Origin of the sequence: Arthrobacter sp. 18067, assembly GCF_902706295.1 — a bacterium.
Taxonomy (GTDB): Bacteria; Actinomycetota; Actinomycetes; order Actinomycetales; family Micrococcaceae; genus Arthrobacter.
On the sequence record NZ_CACSJJ010000007.1, the window covers coordinates 62,903 to 81,837 of the forward strand.

General features: G+C 62.0%; 19 protein-coding genes. All 19 read right to left on the reverse strand.

The features are described from left to right. Positions 1-77 precede the first annotated feature (77 nt). The 19 genes from GVL04_RS08710 to GVL04_RS08800 all read right to left on the reverse strand — a co-directional run bounded on the left by GVL04_RS08710 (position 78) and on the right by GVL04_RS08800 (position 18,898). On the reverse strand, positions 78-1,256 hold the full coding sequence (locus tag GVL04_RS08710) for a hypothetical protein (RefSeq protein ID WP_159702640.1): 1,179 nt from the start codon (positions 1,254-1,256) through the stop codon (positions 78-80). Beyond that, entirely contained in the window at positions 1,250-2,119 is an 870-nt protein-coding gene (locus GVL04_RS08715) for a hypothetical protein (RefSeq protein ID WP_159702643.1), read from the reverse strand. Before GVL04_RS08715 ends, GVL04_RS08710 begins: the two co-directional genes overlap by 7 nt. A 7-nt stretch (positions 2,120-2,126) precedes the next feature. After that, positions 2,127-2,975 carry a hypothetical protein gene (locus tag GVL04_RS08720; protein WP_159702646.1) on the reverse strand — a complete coding sequence of 283 codons (849 nt, stop codon included), beginning with the start codon at positions 2,973-2,975 and terminating at the stop codon, positions 2,127-2,129. Beyond that, the gene (locus GVL04_RS08725; protein WP_159702649.1) at positions 2,976-7,781 is read right to left on the reverse strand and encodes a hypothetical protein; all 4,806 of its coding nucleotides are present in this window, start codon (positions 7,779-7,781) and stop codon (positions 2,976-2,978) included. A gap of 11 nt (positions 7,782-7,792) precedes the next feature. Further along, the gene (locus GVL04_RS08730) at positions 7,793-8,116 is read right to left on the reverse strand and encodes a hypothetical protein (protein ID WP_159702652.1); all 324 of its coding nucleotides are present in this window, start codon (positions 8,114-8,116) and stop codon (positions 7,793-7,795) included. Positions 8,117-8,226: 110 nt separating this feature from the next. Beyond that, positions 8,227-8,583: a phage tail assembly protein gene (locus tag GVL04_RS08735; protein WP_159702655.1), complete on the reverse strand. Its 357-nt coding sequence runs from the start codon at positions 8,581-8,583 to the stop codon at positions 8,227-8,229. Between the two features lie 140 nt (positions 8,584-8,723). Then, entirely contained in the window at positions 8,724-9,509 is a 786-nt protein-coding gene (locus GVL04_RS08740; protein WP_159702658.1) for a hypothetical protein, read from the reverse strand. Positions 9,510-9,536: 27 nt separating this feature from the next. Next, on the reverse strand, positions 9,537-10,052 hold the full coding sequence (locus GVL04_RS08745; RefSeq protein WP_159702661.1) for a hypothetical protein: 516 nt from the start codon (positions 10,050-10,052) through the stop codon (positions 9,537-9,539). After that, positions 10,053-10,442, reverse strand: a complete 390-nt coding sequence (locus GVL04_RS08750; RefSeq protein WP_159702664.1) for a DUF5403 family protein — start codon at positions 10,440-10,442, stop codon at positions 10,053-10,055. Positions 10,443-10,795: 353 nt separating this feature from the next. Next, complete coding sequence (locus tag GVL04_RS08755) at positions 10,796-11,257, reverse strand: hypothetical protein (RefSeq protein WP_024816964.1); 462 nt, start codon at positions 11,255-11,257, stop codon at positions 10,796-10,798. A gap of 3 nt (positions 11,258-11,260) precedes the next feature. Further along, positions 11,261-12,628, reverse strand: coding sequence for a hypothetical protein (locus GVL04_RS08760; RefSeq protein WP_159702667.1), 1,368 nt, complete (start codon positions 12,626-12,628; stop codon positions 11,261-11,263). 70 nt (positions 12,629-12,698) lie between these two features. Continuing rightward, entirely contained in the window at positions 12,699-13,262 is a 564-nt protein-coding gene (locus GVL04_RS08765) for a hypothetical protein (RefSeq protein WP_159702670.1), read from the reverse strand. A gap of 25 nt (positions 13,263-13,287) precedes the next feature. Continuing rightward, a complete protein-coding gene (locus GVL04_RS08770) occupies positions 13,288-14,337 on the reverse strand; it encodes a hypothetical protein (RefSeq protein ID WP_159702673.1) in 1,050 nt (349 codons plus the stop codon). Positions 14,338-14,359: 22 nt separating this feature from the next. After that, entirely contained in the window at positions 14,360-15,964 is a 1,605-nt protein-coding gene (locus tag GVL04_RS08775) for a phage portal protein (RefSeq protein ID WP_235036228.1), read from the reverse strand. 52 nt (positions 15,965-16,016) lie between these two features. Next, the gene (locus GVL04_RS08780; protein ID WP_159702679.1) at positions 16,017-17,612 is read right to left on the reverse strand and encodes a terminase; all 1,596 of its coding nucleotides are present in this window, start codon (positions 17,610-17,612) and stop codon (positions 16,017-16,019) included. Positions 17,613-17,688: 76 nt separating this feature from the next. Continuing rightward, complete coding sequence (locus GVL04_RS08785) at positions 17,689-18,132, reverse strand: hypothetical protein (protein WP_024816958.1); 444 nt, start codon at positions 18,130-18,132, stop codon at positions 17,689-17,691. 9 nt (positions 18,133-18,141) lie between these two features. Further along, complete coding sequence (locus tag GVL04_RS08790; RefSeq protein ID WP_159702682.1) at positions 18,142-18,315, reverse strand: FmdB family zinc ribbon protein; 174 nt, start codon at positions 18,313-18,315, stop codon at positions 18,142-18,144. Between the two features lie 8 nt (positions 18,316-18,323). Beyond that, the gene (locus tag GVL04_RS08795) at positions 18,324-18,641 is read right to left on the reverse strand and encodes an HNH endonuclease (RefSeq protein ID WP_159702685.1); all 318 of its coding nucleotides are present in this window, start codon (positions 18,639-18,641) and stop codon (positions 18,324-18,326) included. Further along, complete coding sequence (locus tag GVL04_RS08800) at positions 18,641-18,898, reverse strand: glutaredoxin domain-containing protein (protein WP_159702688.1); 258 nt, start codon at positions 18,896-18,898, stop codon at positions 18,641-18,643. Before GVL04_RS08800 ends, GVL04_RS08795 begins: the two co-directional genes overlap by 1 nt. Positions 18,899-18,935 lie beyond the last annotated feature (37 nt).

Genomic DNA, 18,935 nt, shown 5'->3' on the forward strand with positions numbered 1-18,935 from the left:
CAGAGTCCTGCCGCTACGCCCGCTAGTGGAAAGGTCAGTCAGGGCCTGTTCAAGCGTTCGACGGTGTCGTGCCATTTTTAGTTGGGGTCCTTCTTCATGTGGTCTTGGTCGTAAGGGTTCTCAAAGATGAGGCGCCCAATGTCGTCGGCGCCCTGCTCGCCCGGATCGATTTCGTAACCGATGACCCGGGCCAGCCCCTCGTAGCCGGGGGCACCTTCTGGGCCGGGCGGGAAGGGGAGGTCGCTGATTCGGATGAGCAGTTCTGAGCCGAGGATCGACTGATCGAAACCGTCGAGGCGGCAAGTAATCTCGGGCAGCACCAGCGGCCCGGACCGGGTGTCGCGAGCTAGCTTGGCCCAGTCGTTCAGCGTGGAGACTTGGGTGACAGTGTCCCGTTCGATCACAGCGTCTATGCGGGCATGGCCCGAACGAAGCAGGCCATCGTCCTGGTAAACGGCGGACATGATCGGGTCCTGCTTGATGGACGCTGTCCCGCCGCCGCCAGGGGTGCCCGCGACCCCGACAGGGTCGGGGGCCTTGCCTCGGGCTTGGAAGCTGTTTGCCCCGTCGAGGGCGTCGCCCTCAATCTCGTACTCAAGGATTTGCCCTGGATACGTCAGGACATATGGGCGGGTGGGGCGGCCGATCAGCGGGTACCCCATGTTGAGGGCTCGGTGCCTGACGAAACCGTCATCCCAAATGTCGATGATCCACTCGAACCCATCGGCCCGGTTGGACACTTCTTTCAGGAGTGAACCGTAGGTGCGGACGTCAGACGGCTTCCATGAGAAGTCGCGGCGCCGCCCGGACGGAGAATGCTGTGGCGTTTCCACGCCGATGCTGGCACCCAGCCCGTCGCCCTGCATCTCGTCCCAGAGGAACTTGCCAATGTCCAGCTGCTCGCGGTTGGTGAGCGCACCTTTGGTTCGGGCAGTGCGCCTATCGGGGTAGGACTCGAAAGAGGCCCCAGACACGTCCAGCTGGGAGCCGCTTCGGCCCCCACTGATCCTGGTGGTGTCTACGAAGCCGCCCCACCAGAGGGCGTTGTCGCGGTACGCGTACATTGCCAAGCGACCCTCACCACCGAAGACCGCGTTGGCGCGTCTGCCTATGTTCGGGTTCGGGATCGGGATGGTGGCGTCGAGGGAACCGGTCTTCCCGATGTACTTGGAGAGCCGGCCAATGTCCGCGTCGAAGCGCTCGATCGTGCGATCACCAACAACGGTGGCGAATTCAAGGCTCCACTTGGCTACCACGTCACGTTGTCCAAAGTCAGGAAGAACTTGGAATCGGTCGAAGTCGTTGGGGCCGAACCGTAAGTCGAGTACTCCACGAGTCCGTCAGTGTTGACGTAGAGGAGCGCTGGACCACCCGAGGCGAGGTCGGTGCCAGTGAGGATCAGGCGCTGCGCAGGTGGGGCAACGTTGACTGGGACCCGGAACGCCGGATACTTCTGTCCGGGCACGTGCGTCACCGACGTCGTCGTGGAACCAATGACGCCCGACAGCCGCACCTCGCCGTCTGTGGACAGCTTGTAGGAAGGGGCGCCGGTGGCACCCGCCTTCCGGGTGTAGATGCCGATCAGCTCGACCTCGCCTGAGATGGATGGCGCCTGGTTGGCCAAGACCATCGGAGGTCGAATGTCGGTGCGATTCGCCGTCGACCAGCCACCATTGCCCGCTGACGTGCCAGCGATGATCTTCACCTGAGCCAGACCTATGTGCGCCGCCGGGATCACCGGGGCAACAGGCTGGCCGGAAGCGGGATAGGCGCCCTTGAGGACGACCACGGACACAGCGTTGGGGGTCGATGCGGCCTCATCGACCTTCAACGCCACAATGTCGATCCGGTCGCGGGACGCATCCCCAACCTCGAAGGTGCCGTTCTCAGCGACCGTCACGGTGGCCACATAGGCCCCGCCGTCACCAGTCGAGGCGGCAATGACCGCGCGGCCAAGGGCGACCTGGAATCCCATGCCGGCCGTCTTGCCTACAGTCAGGCCAGTATGCACACCCGAACGAACAGCCAGGCCGGTGCCGGTCGGGGCAAGGCCAAGAGCGGTCTGCTGCCGGTGGGCGTCCGCTGCAAGCGTCACCGCACCAGTCGTAATGATTGTCATCAGAGTCCTACATGGTTGCGTCACGCCATTGCGTGACAAGGGAAGCGTTGGAATTGCCGGACCCACGGAAACGCACAGTGGTCAGGCCGGGTCGGAGCGTCAGCTCCTCGATCAAGGCACCGCGGTCAGCGCCGTTCAGCGGCGTAGCGTTCAACCTGACCGACCCCTCGTTGGTGTCGACGGTCAGGGCCTCACCGAGGCCGATGCTCAGGTTGAAGCGGGTGGTGCGGACACCCTCGCCGTCGACCAATGTGATGGACGGCTGGGAGACTGGGCCGTTGATCGTGAACACCGGGCTGGAAGGGTCCGTGCCGGTATTGATCGCCTGAGCCTCGCCAGGGTTGGTGAGCGCCGTGGAGTACTGGGCGGGGTACGTGATCGGGTAAGCCACGGCAGGCGCCCGGGTCTGCAACCCAGATGACACTGTGTGCAGGCTGGGGGAGTACCGGCGCGGGTCCGTGGCAACGAACTCGATGGTCGCGTGAGCCAGCTGAACGTTGCCTGGCATGGTGGGCATGTCAAAGTTGGTGACTCTGACAAAGGCAATCTCTGGTTCGATGCCATAGCCAAGGTCGACGTAAAGCTCATGCTCCTCGTCGTCGATGACCATGGCCTTCCGAAGCTGACGCTTCGGCATCGTTGTCGTGTGCCCGTTGGCGGGGTCCGACGCAATGTCCAGGTCCATCGTGATGACGCGCTTGGAAGCGAGAAGCCCCCCGATCATCGAGCCGTTACGCCGTGATCGAGGGGCCGAACCATTCACAATGTCCGGGCGGTCTTCCCACCCGTCTATGCTCTGGATGAAGTAGATGCCGGTGTCGTCGCCAAGGTTCAAGCCCTTGAACTTGACCTGCATTTAGAAACCCTCCAAAGGTGCTGTGAGCCCTTCGCGCTTGGCTCGGCGCATCAGCGCACGTGCCACGTCGTCAGGGCCGGAATCGGACTGTTGAATGTAGCGATCGATGTTGACCGTGGTCGTGCCGGTGCGGGACCGTTGCACTCCGCGTTCAGCAGCGATGCCGCCGTTCTCGTAGACGCCGACGTCCTGACCCAGCAGCCGCCCAGTTTCACGCCAGATTTCGACGGACCTTGCCCGCTTGCTGGAGGCCAGTGGAATGAACGCCTCACCGCCCGTGGCCTTTTCAGCGAAGATGCGGAACTGGGACGCGGCGGAGTAAATCTTGGCGTAGGACGGGTCCTCGACCGAGATGCCACCGTTTTCGAAAGCCGTCCAACCCGGGGCGAACTTCTTCGACCAGGTGCGGCCATCATGGATGGCACCGTTCTCAGCTGAGGGCCGGCGGATCATGGGCGGGATGTTGTCCAGCGCGGAAGTGTCCACGCCCGTGATCTGTGCCCAGATACTCACCTTTCGGGGAGCAGCCGCATCATCAAGCTTCTTCCGCGCCTGCTCCAAGGCCCACGCATCAGCGAAGGCTTGCAGGGACGCAGAGTAGTTGCCGTCCTTGACCGCAAGGATCTTGGCCAAAGCATCGCTCAGGCCAGGGACGTCCTTCGCGGCCCGCATGATCGCGGTGAAATCCCCGCGGTTCCACTGCTCCTGAGTCGTGCCGGTCAGCTGCTGGATGGTCAGCTGCGCCTGCTGGGGAAGCGCCTTCAACTGGGCCTCGTAGGTTCCCTGCGCAAAGTTCAGCGCGTGAGCCTTGGCCTCATCGATCGACACCTTGGCCGGGTCGGGCTGTGCCAGCAGCCAGGCAGAGAACTCCTGCCCGTCAAACTGGTAGCCAGCATCCTGCACAGCCTTCATGACCTCTTGGAACTGCTGGGCGGTGGCACTGAACGTGGCACGTAGCTCCCAGTCCTTGCCGAAGAACGTGTCCCATTCCTTCTTCAAAGCCTCCGGGGCGATCCCGGCAGCCTTTGCGATCTCGTTGAGGGCGGTGTTGTTCTTCGACACGATGGCGAGCGCTTCATCAGCGGCCACCTGCGGTGTCTTCCCGGCCAGGGTTGCCGCATCGTATGCGGCCTGCGCCTCAACCAGGATGGAGTCAGCGGCGGACTTCATGGTCTTATGAAGGTCCCGGCCAACCGCCGACGTTTCACTCAGGAGCCCGGTCGTGTTGAAGATCGAGTCGCCCGCCTGAGCAATGGACTCAGCCATCGACTTGGCCTGCTCAACAGCTGCCGCAGCCGCATCAGCAGCCGCGATCTGGGCCTCGCGGGCAGACAGCTTGCCGCCGCTCTGCAGCAGCTCCAGCGCCTTTCGAATGGCGCCGATCTTCCCTGCAGCATCAATCGAGTTGTCCCCGATCGTCTGCATGGCAGCAGCCATCTGACGGGCAGCTTCGCCCGTCGTGCCAGTAGCATCGCCAAGACCCTTGTACACAGCCGCGGCCAGTTCGGCCTCGTTGCGCGACTTCTCGATGTTCCCGACCAGGTGGTCGACGTCGGAGAAGTTCAGGTTCTTGAGTGCATCCCTGGACAGGTTGAGCTGGCCCTCGAATTCTTGGACCCTGCGCGTGCCCTCATCGAACCCGCCATAGTCGGCACGGAGCTTGAGTGCATCCTTCAAACCAATCAGCTGACTGTGCAGCTTGTCGTAAGCCGGTCCGCCATTGGTGATGGACTTGGTGACCTCAGCCAGGTTCAGGCCGAGGATCTTCGCTGACTCGTTCGCGGCCTTGGAGCCGCGGGTGAGGTTCGCCCAGCCGTCGCCCGCCTTATCAATGTCCGTCCACGACTTAGCGATCAGGGACAGCGTCTGAGCCGTTGCCTGCCCGGTCTGCGCATCCATGCTGGCTGACAGGGCGTCAACCCGCTGCTTGGCCTCAGCCTGCGCAGCACCGTAGGCGCCCAGAGCGATACCAGCACCAGCCAACGCCAGCCCCCACGGACCACCCATCAGGGTCATCAGGCCGGAGGCCGCGTTCATAATGCCGGTCCGCATTACCGTGGCTGTCGTGTTCAGGTTCGCCCGCAGGGGCGACATGCCATCCACGCGCGCCTGCTCGTTCAAGGTCTGCAACGACTTGGTGAACGAACCGGCAGTGTTGGTCGCATTCTCGAACATGACCCGGGTGGCGGAGAACTTCCCCATCTGCTCCACCGTCTTACCGGCGAGCGCACCCTGCTCCAGCCACTGGTCACGCAGCTTGGAGAACAAGGGGCCCTGATCAAACTTCTGGAACACACCGCCGATTTGGTTCTTGAGCAGCAGGAATGCACCGATCCCCAGTACTGCCTGACCTAGCGGTCCGGGCAGAGCGTTGAATACGTCAAGGATTCCGTTCACGCCGTCGAACACGGCCTTCACCGGCCCAGCCAGTCCCTCGACGCGGTTCGTTACGAACTGAGTGAGTTGTGGGGCGAGCCGTTCAAGGTTGCCCGACACGGCAGACACGGAATCATCGATCGTGCCCATGACGCTGTTTACTAGCGGGGCGAGCCCGCGGAACGCGGCGCCGGCCACTCCAGACAGCTGCCCGAAGCTGGATGCTATCGAACCCATGGACGGGCCTATGTCACGCACCAGGTCGCGGAGTCCGCTGAACCCCTTCAACACGCCATCCTGGAATTTGATGTTGCCTATGACTCGGGCAACACCAGTCAGGAGCGAACCACCAAGGTCACCGGACACCTGCAGCAGGCGGCTAAGCCAGCCAGCAGATTCGCCAAGGGACCGGCCGACGTCCTTCACACCCGTGTTCAGTTCGGAAGCGCCGGACCTTGCCCCATCGAAGATGGTGGAAAGGCGGGACTGGAACGGCTCAGCGAGCATGATGTCAGCGACGTTGCGGAGGCTGGAGCGAAGCCCGTCGAGGCCGGTCGCGCCACCGTCATTCGCAGCCCTCGTGAGGGCCTTGAAAATGTCGACCACCGCACCGCCCGTCGCCCACATGTCCTGCAGCGACTCGGTGCCCTTCTCGATCCAGCGGTTGATGTTGCCCAGCCGGTCGGCATCGGCAATCCAGTTGTCGAATCGGGTAGAGATTTCGGTTAGCCAAGTCCCGAACTTGGGAAGGTAGGCAGAGCCTCGAAGGCCCAGCCGGTTGATCGCGTCAGTCAGTGGTTCGGCGGCACCGGACGCGTTGTCGAAGCCAAGCGCCAGGTTGTCGAACATTCGGGTCAGGTCGCCGTTGCCGGCCACCTTCTCCAGCGAGTCGAGGACCCCGCGGTAGAAGGACGCAACATGGGGGGCCGTCTTGGTCAGGCCGTCACGGAAATGGGGGAGCGTGTTGTCCACGAAGGACTGGATGCTGTCGCCCATCCCGTCCCAGAACGCTGCCTGGACTGGCTGCTGGACAGACTCCCACGTTCCCTTAAGGGCAGTGGCAGCTGCCCTCGCATTGGCGGGGAGCTTCGCCAGAGCCTTAGCGTCCCCATCCACCGCCTTCTTGAAGTCCTCGAAAGCAGCGGTCGTAACTAACACGGTTGCTGTCACAGCGGCCAGAGCGGTTGGTGCCATGGCCATCAGGCCGACCGTATTCAGGACGCCCTCACCAATGGAGAGCAGGCCACTCGTTGCGAACGCCAGGGAGTCCACGATGGAACCGATGGCCGCACTGATTCCGCCGGCCTTCAAAGTGAACGTGTCGAACTTGGTGAAGACCCGTTCAATCGTTCGGGCCGTCTCGTTCAGCACGTTCATGCCGGCAAGGGACTTGAGCATCCCTTCGGCGACGATCAACGACTTCTCGTTGACCTTCACAAAGATGTTGGCTGTCCGTGGGCGGGACGCATACGCAAGCTGTGCTGCCACCGCACCCAGGCCGACCGGTTCAGCCTTCACCTTGGCCTTGAGGTCGTCCAGACGCTTTTCGTATTCGTGGCGGACCTTCTCGGCCTCCACGCCAGCCTTGTGCTGCAGGTCCTCCCAGACCTTGTCCATCTTCGGACCCAGCGACCACTGATACCACGGGTCGTTCTTGAGCATGCCGGTCAGGTTGTCCCGGTAGTTCCCGAACATCGAGTCGTACATGGCCTGCGTGCTGCGCCGCTTGCCCTCGTTCAGACGGTCAATCTGATCGTTGACGCGCCGCAGCTCCTCACCTGCTTGGGCGATTCGCGCATTGTCGTCGGCCTGCAGAATGTCCTGCATCGAAGTCCGCTGTGCACGACTGAACCTAGCCCACTGGCCGTTCAGCTTCTCAAAGGAGCCGTTCAGGTCGGAGCCGACGATTTGGGACATGCGGGACAGCTGCTTGTTTGAGCCCGCCAGCTTGTCGGCCAGTTTCTGAATCTCGGTAAACCCGGAGGAGTCGAGCGATTCGCGGAACTGCTTGTTGATCGACAGCATGGACCGCGCTTGCAGCTGCCAGCGCCGGAACCCGTCGATCGACTTTCGGGTCGAGTCTTCCTCGAACCCGGCAAACCTCATCCGGTCAAGGAACGCCTGGCGCTGGGCCTTGGACAGTTCCCCATATGAGCCGCGCAGCTGGTCAACGAACTGTGTGACCTGCTTGCTGCGGCCCGCATCAAAGCCAACGTCGACGTTGACCTTGGCCTCACGCGCCATACGCTCCAGCTCGCGAATTTCAGCCCGGGCTTTGGCCCGGTTGAACTCGACTTCGCCAGTGACATTGATCGTGGGCTTATACGTTTTGAGCTCTCGCTCAACCTGATTCTTGGTGTCGTGGCGGAAGCCCTTGGCATCCGGACGCACCCTGACGCCTACGGCGCCGATCAGTTCTAGTTTCGACACATAATCCCCGCTTATCCAAAGAGTTTGAGGACGTCCATGACCGTCGTGGCCTTGGGCGTCGGAGTATCCGCCTTGCCCGTTTCTCGCCACTCGGCCGGACCGACCACGGGGAACTCGGGCGCTTCGCCTGCCTCCCACTGCGGGAGGTAGCGGAGCAGCGCGTTGACCGAATTGATGAGCTGCGCCATCAGGCGCCTGTCCTCGGTCCAGGACTTCCGATCGAGCAGAGCAATCAGCTCCGGATCGGACTCACGCGTTTCCGCGGACTCGTCGTCGCCCTTTGGGGCGGACATGATTGCGGTGAAGGTTGCGCCCTCGGGAAGGTTGCGCAGCATGGCCCTGATCAGCCGGGCAGACCCGGGAATTTCCTCGGCAAGGAATCCGGCCAGGTCGTACCGGTAGTGCAGGAGCAGGTCCGTGTAGACCGCTTCGCCATGCTCGTCAATCAGTTCTCCGAGGGCGAGGCTTCCCCCAGCTCTGCCACGGTGTTGAGCGCGTCAAACAGCTCTTCCCAGACGGCGGGATCGTCACCGATCGCATCCTTCAACTTGGTGAAGTGCGACTTGGACTTGGCGGAAATCTTGAAGATTTCGGCGTACATGTCCCACTTGTCCCAGCTCTCACCCTCCGCGCCTTCCTCGTAGAACTCGGCGGAGTTGAGAGATGCAATGCGTTCGCGCTTCTCCTTGGGCAGGCGAAGCGGGTTCAGGAAGACAAGAGTGTCGTCACCGACAAACACCGTGTAGTTTCCGTACTTCTTGTCTGCGGCGTTCTGAATGTCGGTCAGGGTTACCTGAGTCATTGGGCTCCTCTTTCAAAGCGAATGGGAATCGGAGTGTCTTGTTCAATCCGCGACCGCGTTCAAGCTCGTTGAACACGGACGCCGGTTGAACACGGCGAACAGCCGGGACCAGGCATGAACCCAGTCCCGGCTGCGGGTGATTAGGCCGGTGCGCCGATCGTCACGTTCGGGGCCGTGGAGTAGCCGGTGCCAGCTGTGGTGACGCTGATCGAGGTGACCTTGCCGCCGACAATGGTCGCCGTAGCGGCAGCACCCGTACCCGGGCCTGCAAAGGTCACTGCCGGTGCGGTCGAGTAGCCGTTGCCGCCATCAACCACGGCCACTGAAGTCACGCCGCCGGAACCGACAGTTGCCGTCGCGGTAGCTGCTCGCTTGTCGATCTTCGGGGGCACGATGGTGATCGCCGACGCGGCACCCTGGCTGTTCAGCGCAGTGACCTTGATGGGCAGCGCGGACAGGGAGTTCGTGTCTGCGATGGCCACGTCCTCAGAACGGAAGATTGAAGACTTGGCCGCGTAGAAGCCAGCGACGTTCTCACCGTCATACAGGGCAACGAAGAACGCGGCCTCAGTCGGGACAGGAGTGGTGGGGGCCTCGATGGCGCCATCCGGAAGAACAACGGAGTTTGCGCCGTAGTAGAGCTTGAGGGAGTCCTCAGTCCATTCGAGCAAGTTGATACCGAAGGACTCGGTACGCGGGCTGATGGACTGTCGCAGGTTGGGGTTCTGGGCGGAACCCAAGCCAGTCACTTCGCCGCCCGTCGAGGTGATCTGGAAAATCTGGTCCAGCGACGTGTTGCCCATCTCCTGCCACGGGGCAGGCGGGTTCTTCATGGTTGCAAGGGTGATGGGGCGGGCGGTGCCGACCGGGGCCTTGTAGAAGCGGGCAAGGCTGACCTTGAGGACAGCGTTGTCGTTGGTTGTCATTCAGTCTCCTAAAGGAAAACCCCCGGCCTACTGGCCAGGGGTGATGAAAGGGTTAGTGATGGTGGACTGCGCCGGCGGGCGGATCAGGAGCCGGTAGATCGACTCGTGACGAACCCAGCCCTTAGGGAGGGAGGCGTATTGGACGACGCCTGTTGAGGTGGCCCAGTCATTGACCCGGGTCGCACCTGTCGAGTTCTCAATCTTGTTGATGACACCGGCGTCGGGGATCATCCATTGCTCTTGCTGCGCCGTGCGCAGGGCATGGCGGCAAGCCTCCTGTAGTTGATCGCCCATTTGGTCAGCGTCCACGCCGGACACGATGGTGTTCACTGACACCACAGCGGGCAGAAGGAACCGCTCATCAGGGGTCTTGGCTGCGAGAGTCCCGGACTTGCGCTCACGGCGGGCAATGACCATCGGTGGTTCAAGGTCGACTGTGAACAGGGTGCCGACGTGGACGTCCTGCCCTTCAAAGAAGCGGCGGAAAACGCCCAGCATCAGGTCATCCACAGGACCGAACACTGGGTAATTGGTTTGAAGCATCTAAGCCTTCACAGGTGATCGCGACACGGCGTCTCGGACCGCGTCACGGAGCGGGTGCAAGCCTTCGACCCAGCCGCGGAATCCGTCAGGCATGTCATCGTCGTCCACGTAGTGGCCGTTCTCGATTGACAAGGCGCCAGCCTTGTTCTCCGGATCATGCAGGTAGACGTGTGAGTCGAGGTCGGTCGTGCCTCCATTCGCCTTGCCGTGAACCACGACAATGTCGGCCGCGCCGGTGCGATGCACCGCGCGTGTATCGAGGTTGGACTGTGCTCGTTGGCCGATCAGTGTGGAGTGGTGGCGTAGAGCCTTTACGACCGGTTCGGAGTGGGACACGATTTCGGACAGGCTGCCTGGGCCGTACTCGACCTGATACCAGGTCCACTGCACTACGGCGCCTCAGGGGTCGTGTTTCGGGAGCGCAGGCCAAACTCCACATGCCGGGTGGCGCGCGAAACGCCAGGGGACAGGCGCGGAGGATACGCCACGTCCCAGTCCTCGCCGGCGTAAACCACACGCGCCCACGAGCCAACAGGGGCAGAGCGGGCCAGACATTTCACAACCTTGGAACTGACCTGCCCCGGAAGCTCAGCATCGGAGCTTCGATCAACCGACGTCGTCACGCGGACACGAACCGGTGTGTCGGATGGGACGCGAAGCGGGTCGCCTCGGCGGTTCACCTCCACCACTTCTGGGTAGACAAGAACCACCTCAGCGCCCGCATCCAACAGTCGTGACCGCATTCACCACCCCCGCGGGAATGGCTTTTCGCCCCAGTCGAAGGGGACGTAGCCGCGGTCTCGGATGGCTGCAGAATGGGATCGTGGGACGATGGCGTCCGTGTTCACCATGCCAACCGAAACGAGGCCGGTGCGGGGCCGGTACGGCGCGAGCATGTCCTGTTCTGCCTTGGTCAAGGCGACACCCTCAACGAACGAGTCACCGCGGTTGAAATTGACCGCGTCACCGCGCTCCTGATCGAGGCCAGCCGGGTTCATGTAGCCGCGTGCAGCCGCTGCCACCGTGATGGTGACAGCGACTGCAGGAGCTGTGGCAGGATCAGGCCATGCCTGTCCGCCGTAATGGCGGACCTGCGCCGACGCCGCATCCAGCATTTCCTCGGCAAGAGCAATCAGCTCAGGCTCAGTGATTACGCCCTCGCCCACACGGGCTGCGACGCGCTCAATGGTTGCTAGAGCGGCCATGGGCTACGGTGCCTCGATTACGACGGTCGGTTCGCCCGTGTAGCCAGAGCCAGCGTTGGTGATGACGATGGCCGTAACCTCGCCGTTGCTGATCAGGGCCACCGCTGTTGCACCAGTACCCGCGCCAGTGATGGTCACATCGGGGGTGGAGGTGTAGCCGAAGCCGGGAGTCGTGATCGCAATCTCGGTGATCTTGCCGGACTTGGCCTCGATGCTGGCCTTGGCCTGCAGCTTCTCGCCCGGGTAGTTGCCGCCAAGCGGGTAAGGCTTGCCAGTCTGCTCGGGCTCGCTCACCAGCTGCTGCTTGTAAGCCTTGGCCAGGTAGGAGTCCGGGCTGCCGCCGGGGGTGTCGTCCTTGCCATCGCCAGGGGTCTTCTCGGCCACGGAGCTGTCAGCCAGCACAAGGCGCACGCCGCGGACAAAGTAGTCGTTGGTGGAAACGAACTCGGCGCCAGTCTCGGACTCGATGGTCAGTCGGTCCTTGGTGTACGAGTAACCGGAGAAGCAGTCGAACACGCTACGGTCCGTCAGGAACGCCGTGTCGTAGTCCATGAGGTGGCGAAGTGCCCAGCCACCGACGGACGCTGTCGCGCCGTACGGGACGGACTTGGGCACAGCGGCGGCACCAGTAAAGACCACGAAGCCCGACTTGGCGAAGACGTAAGCCTCATCGGACGGCACGTGGGTGGACTCCACGTAGTTGACGCCGGCAAGGGTGCCAATGGCCGCGCTGGACAGAGCAGCACCACCAAGGCCTTGGTCCTTGCGAAGTTTGTTGGACTTGCGGAGCTGATCTGCGAAGTCGAGGCCACAAAGGGCAACGAGGGTGTCGCCCGGGGTTCGCATCTTCTTGAGCGCCGTGGTGGCGTCCACCGTGGCGTTGTACCAGACGTCCTGGTCCTTTTCCTTGGCGGCAGCAAGGCCCGCGGTGTCGTTCTTCACCTTCACGATGCGCTCGAACGGGGCAGCCAGAATCTGCCGAAGGACGCCGGATTCCAGGTAGCCGCCGAGGCGGTCCATCTGCCGGTCGACAATGTCGCCCCAACCGTCAGCGAAGTCCCAACGGAGCTGTTCGTCCGTGAGCTTCACAGCAGAGTACGGGCGGTCAGCCTCGATGGTCATCGACACGACAGTGTCGGTGATGGTGTCAGTGATGATCGGCTGGGAGCGATCGTTTCGCAGCGCGTACCGGCGCACCGGGAGGGTGCCCTTCACGCGCTGGGAAATCGTGTCACCTTCGGCAGCGAAGAACGTGTCAACGTCGTTTCGCTTGGTCACCAGGTTGGACACGATCAGCTTGTCCTTGAGTCCTTCGGCAGCGGCCTGCAGGAGAACCTTGGGCTTGACTACAACGTGGTCGGCGTAAGTCATTCAAAACCTTTCGGGCATGAAAAAAGCGCCTACCCGGTTGGGTGGCGCTGTGGTTGAAAGTTGGTGGGGTTTACTGGTTGTCGCGATACTGGCGCCACAACTTGGCGCCGTCCTCATCGGCGGCATCTTCGCCTGGCTTAGAGCCGCCCCGGAGTGGCGTCTTGGTCACCTGCTGCTTGGCCGGTGGGGCCGGGGCGATGAGCTTGGCAAGAGCCTCGGCGCGGGTCTCGATCTGATCAGCGGGTACGCCGTCGAGCAACACGATCGCCTCGTCGCTGAGATTGTGCTTGCGAGCAGCAGATTCAACAGCGAGCTTCAAGCCAAGCTCCGCTGACTGCGTCTGGACCGCTGCGAACTCCTCGGGAGACTTGGCTGCGGCAAGTTTCGTCTGAACTTCTTCAAGCTGCTCGCGGAGACTGGAAGCCTCGGTGCCGCGCTTCTCGTAGCCTTCTTTGAGCCAGCTGAACTGGTCGGGCAAACCTGTGAAGGTGTCCGCGTCCTTCTGCTCGGGCTGACCGGCAGATGCGGCGGCTGCGGGCGCCTGCTCCTGTTCGGAGGTGCCGGCGGGATTTGGTTCAGCGTTCGGTTCGGCGTTGGCCTCCTGGCCAGCTGCCTGTGCGGGTTTAGTCAACATGTCCTCCTCGGATCACGGGTAAGAGTTACTTGTTCTTGCGGCGCTGCTCGGCAAGCCAACGTCGCCACTTGTTCAGTGCGGCGCGGCCCGAATAGCCCTTGGTGACCACAGGCCACTGGTCTTTGAAAAATTTGTTCTGCGGCGGCAGACCAGCTGAGATGATCCAGCGCACGATCGGGAAGCAGTGACAGTTCAGATGCCACTTGCTCACGCCGTCATCGCTGAAACCGGCTGTACCTTCGGACACGTAGGAGTATCCGCGACTTGCGAGCATCGAGCACCACGCACAGGGATTGGGGCCAACTCCACGCCCAACGGCTTTGAGCCGCGGATCGCGGCGGCCCGCCTGCGTGATGATCTGACGTCCGGCTGACACCGAAGCCCAATCGGCTACACCGGCCCCTCGGGAACCGGATAGGTGATGGTCAGATTCGATGCGTGCCAGGTACTCGTCGTGAGTCAGCTCCTGATTGCCTTCATGGACCTTGGCCTTGATTGCTTGCGCCTCAAGGGCTTCCCGGCGAAGCATGTCCTCATATGCGGCTGCGATCTGCTCGGCTGTCCAATTGATCGGCCACAAGTACCTATCCACGCCGACGACGGTGTTGTTCTGACGGAAACCAGCGAACAGGTCATCCAGAACACCGGACATGTCTGTAGCGCCAAGATTGATACTCCGTGCGTTAGCGTCTCTGCCGTCAATGTCCGCGTCCTGCAGCAACCGATCCAGCCAGACGGAGTCGGGGGATGCCCCGGTGTGGTGGCCGGTGCCCAGGTTGGCAACGCCGATCACGGCGTCGGCAAAGCGTTCACGGAGCAGGGCCAGAGTGACGTCGTCTTCATTGTCGACGCCCTCGGGCATGCCCAACGTGTAACCGGAGTCAATAGCGCGGGCCAGCTGATAGTAGCTTTGCGCGACAGCCCGCGAGTGTTCGCGGAGCACAGCAATCATGCGGAGCACGGACGCTACCCAGTCATCGCCCGTCTGTAACGGGGATGACGGTGACACGGCACCCCACTCGATAAGCGACAGATAGGCGCCGATGAGGCCAAGCCTGGCTTGCGCAGCGCGCATAGCCTGCTCAATGGCCCAGACCTCATCGTCCACCGACGCTCACGCCCCCAACCTCAATGCGGGGCAGGGACAGGGCGCCCTGTTTCGCGGGGCCAAAGCTCGGTGTGGGTGGCTCGTAAGGACGCGCAGCTTGGCGCTGGGATGCGGCCTGCGGGCCGCTGGTCAGTCCAAACGCGGCCTCCTCTTGTTCTTCCTCGTGGAGGCGATCCCAGTCCTGCAGGTCGCCGGCAGTGACGCCAGGAACCATGGCCCAAGCACCCTTGCGAGGTACGCCAAGCATCTGAACCATCTTGCCCAAACCATCCATGACAGCGGAGAACGCCTTGGCCGTCAGGTCCCGCCAGCGAACCTCCCCACCATACGAGTGAGCCCCAACCTCGTCGTGAAGGGCCTCAGCAACCAGCCGGTTCAATTCCTCAGTCGATTCACCGAACTGGTGCTGCAGCGCCTCAACGAAGCGCCACCATTGCGCTTCAAGGGCAGATAGGGCTTCTGCAGAAATGTTGGCAACCGTCGACCCCATCATGGCGTGCGCCGGGAACTGGGAAAGGGCGGCCATGTTCTTCATGGCCTGCTCCTCGGCCAGCAAGTAGCCCGCCAAAGGCGTCTCATCCAGCTGGCCGAACTTGGTTTCCGGGTTATCCGACACAAGCATCTTGGCTTGCGAGACAACGATCGGTTCGGGGATGGGCAGATTGGTTACTGGATCGAGCAAAGGCTCGCCGGTCTTCGGGTCCATCTTGAACCCCGGCTGCAGGCCAGCGGCCGTGCGGACTTTGAATGCGCCGAAGTCGGAGGTGATGTTGGTGCTGAACACCGCCTGGTTGACGCGGTCCTGAGAAGCTATGGCAGGTTCGATGACGCCTGCCGTGTTGCCCTCGTCGTCCATGTAGCAGTGGTAGCGAACCACAGGGCAGCCGCTGAGCCCGTGAGCTACAGCCTCGCCGCGCTGCGTGAACGTACCATCGAGCTTGTAGTCCAGTTCGTAGCGGTGCGTGGCATCCCACACGACAGCTAGGCCCGGGACGCTCTCTGTCTTCGGCTGACTCTTGAGGGTCAGCACGACGGCGGGGCGCCGGTCGTTCACCGGGTCCTCATAGAAGGCGATAGTGTGTCGGGTCGGCAGGATCTCGATCCGAATGTCTTCCGGATCAAGGTTGTTCACGTGCACGAAGCTGTGACCGTAAGTGAGTGCTGCTCGATAGATGACCGCCTGCCGGGCGTCCATCCCGTTCCGCTGCCAGCACTGATACTCGGATGAGTACTTGTCGTCGCTTTGGCCGGCGGGTCGACTGGAGCCGTCAGCCTCCACGGTCATTCCGAATGTGCCAGCCTGGCCGCGGCGGTAGCCGTCAACGAACAGAACTTGCGATGGCAGGTTCACCAGCAGCGGCATCAGGTTTGTGATGGACCGCTTCTGCATGTCCTTGATCTGTTCCTGCGCGTCACGCGGCGCGTACGGCGCAAGCTGCTTGCCGTCCAGGTAGTCCCGGAACAGGGTGAAACGCTGATTGTCTTTGCGCAGGGTCTGGCGCATCTCCTTGACCAACTCAAGGTCCAAGGTGCCAGGTGTTTGCTCCGGCTGCGCGTAGGGCAGGTCGGGCTGCGACTCAACGAATTCATGCATGGTCAAAGGGGCTCCTCAGGGCACAAACAGAAAAGGGACCCTGAGGGTCCCGTCAGAATTGGTAAAGGCGACTGGTGTACTGCGGCGCGGCTTTCTTGCCGGACTCGGCCAACGCAACCTGCGCCATGTGGGCCAACAGCATCGCCGCATAGCCGTCAACCTTGTTGTTGGACTCGCGCGATTCCTTGCGGAACGTGAGGCCGTATTCGTTCTCGTGGCGCTTTGCATTAAGCGCGTGGCGGCGCAGTAGCGGGTCACCGTCGTGAACGGTCTTACGGTCAAAGACCGATTGCATCAGGGCCTCGTTGGCGAGGGTGATCTTCTTTCGGTTCTGCCGCATGTCGTAACCGATGGCCGACTGGGGGGATGCCTTGATGAGCAGCTGCTCGCGGTACAGGTCCGACCACTCGGCAATGTACGACTCCCACAAGGCGACGTCCGCGAAGAACGCCCGAACCTTGTACTCACGGAACGCCATGTGCACCATGGAATCGACCTCTTGCTCGTTGATCCTCCAAGGCACCGCCGTCTCCACATCAGGCTTCTGCCAGATATGAATCGGAGTGACAAACCGGTCCGCGATGCGCATGGCAACAAGGGCCGTTGCGTCATCGGTCTTGCCGCCGTCAAAGCCCAAGACAATCTCATCGCCACGTCCCAACGTGCGGGGAATCTTCCGGCCACGAATATCGAAGTCGAACACCCGGATCGCATCCCATTCCCCTTCGGAGAACAGTGCATCCTCGGTTGCGACCACCTGGTTGTAGAACATGCGACGCAACTTTGAAACCGGAACCGAAGTGTCGATCAGCGACTTCATGATGTTGTTGAACTTCACCCACCACGAATCGCCGTAAACCCTCGTAAGGATGAATAGCGACCAGTCGGGGGTCATCGGTGCGTCAGGGTGGGCTTCGACAGAGTCGAAGAACCAACCAGAGTCCATCGCCAAGCCCTCACGCTCACGGTTGACCGCAAGCCGAATCTCCTCAGCAACCGAACCCTGCCCGGGCTGGTAGGCGTTCGTAATGCACAGGTACCAGCCGTCGACCTTGTCGACGTTGTTTCGAAGGGTTTCGTACAGCTGCGAGCCACCCTGCGACGGCTTCCAGTGGTGAGTCTCGTTGAGTAGCGCGAAGCTTGGACGGGCGCCTTCGAGCCCGGCGAAGTTGGACGACACGGCTTCAAGCCGTCGACCTGTGCCGGTGACGTGAATGATCTGCTTCTGCACGTCCAGGCCAAACTGCTCGCGAGTACGCTTTGGCAGCATTGAGGGAATAAGAAGCATCGTGTTCTTGTTCTGCTCTGTGGTCGTTGCCGCAAGCTGCACCCATGACGAAGTGTTCGCCTTGGCGACCGGATGGCCGGTCTCCCAATGGCTGAACTTGCACGGGCCGATCAGTTCGACCAGACACAACGCGGCTGCCAGCGGGTCCTTGCCGTGCCCCTTGGCACGCTGGATCACACCCTTGCGATAGACACGCTCACCGTCACGATCAACCTCGTACAGCCACAGGATCAGGCGCGCCTGTTCGTCGGAGAAAATCCAAGGGTCGCCATCGGGGTTTGTCAGCCATTGCGCCACCCAGCCCAGAATTTCCCAACCCAGCGTGTATTTGGGAAGAAGCCACTGCCCGTCGTCGTCCACCTGCCACGAAGGGCCGATGTAAGTGCAAGGGAAGTACTTATCTGCAGCCTCTTGGGAGGGCGTCACGCCCGTGACGTCAACCGGCATTCTGAACCAACGTCAACGCAGGCGCACCCATCCGGGCCGCATACATTTCCCTGGCCGCGTCCGCCGCTGACTTTTCTTCGACCGGCGGGACCTCCAGCTCAATGCGGAGTTGCTGACGGCGCGCACCTTCGGTGACGCCAAGCGAGGACAAGATGCGTTCGATGTTCTGCATATCCATCGCCTTGGGACGCTCGTAGTACTGGGTGAGCAAGTCGCAGGCGATCTTGAGCATTTGCCAATCGGTATCCTGCATAAAGTCCCGCTGACCAGATGTCTTGAAGGATTCAAACAGGGCTGTCGCCCTGGGATGCCAGTTCTTGCGATCGGCATTCGGAATAGTGACGGGGCGCAGCTGACCGTGCCGTGCGGCGCCCGAGGCGGGTTCGTTGCGACGTGCACGCTCCGCGTCTCGTTTGGCAGCTGGGCCGGACATGGCGTGCTCCTATTTGGTAGTGGAGTAGAACCCCGCGCCCTTGAAATGGACGGGGATGGGGGAGAAGACCTTGACGACCGGATGGCCGGTATCGGGATGGACCTCAAGCGGTTCATCCGTGATCTTTTGGAAGAAGTCGAAACGGGCACCGTTGACGGTGTCCTTGTAGACATAGGTGGGCATGGTTCCTTTCAGAGCAGCCCCGGATGCCGTTCTGGCTTGCGCCGGGCAAGACTGGGGCGTTCGGCCTTGGCCGCGGCAGCAGCCTGGCCACCCTGCGAGCTGGACTTGCGCAGGTGATGCCACGAGCAGAGCGTGGTCAGATTTGAGGGGTCGTGATTCAGCCGGTCGCCAACGTGGTCGCATTCCAGTCGGTTGCGCGTACTGCAGCGCCGGCCATCGGAACGCATGTAGGTGCAGCGATGGCCGTCACGGTCAAAGACATCCTGACGCAGCTTCGGCCAGTCGACCGGGAGGGTTGCCTTGCGTGTTGAGCCTTCCCACGCCATCAGCCGTTATGAGCCTTCTCGCGGGTAATAGCCTTTACCAACTCAGGGTTGAAGCCGCTGAACGTTTCAACGAAGTCCGACTCAACGATGGGAGCCTGCATCAGGCCGCGGGCCTTGAATGCCTCCAGGGCATCAGGGAAATCGGGGAGGTTGCGTACCTCATAGTCGATACCTTCGACCATGCCCTGGCTGTTAAACGCGCGATACACGGCACTGCACTGAACACATGGCTTCTTGGACCAAACGACTACTTGCAAGGAATTGCCTCCAAGGGCGAACTGCGCCCAAGGGGCG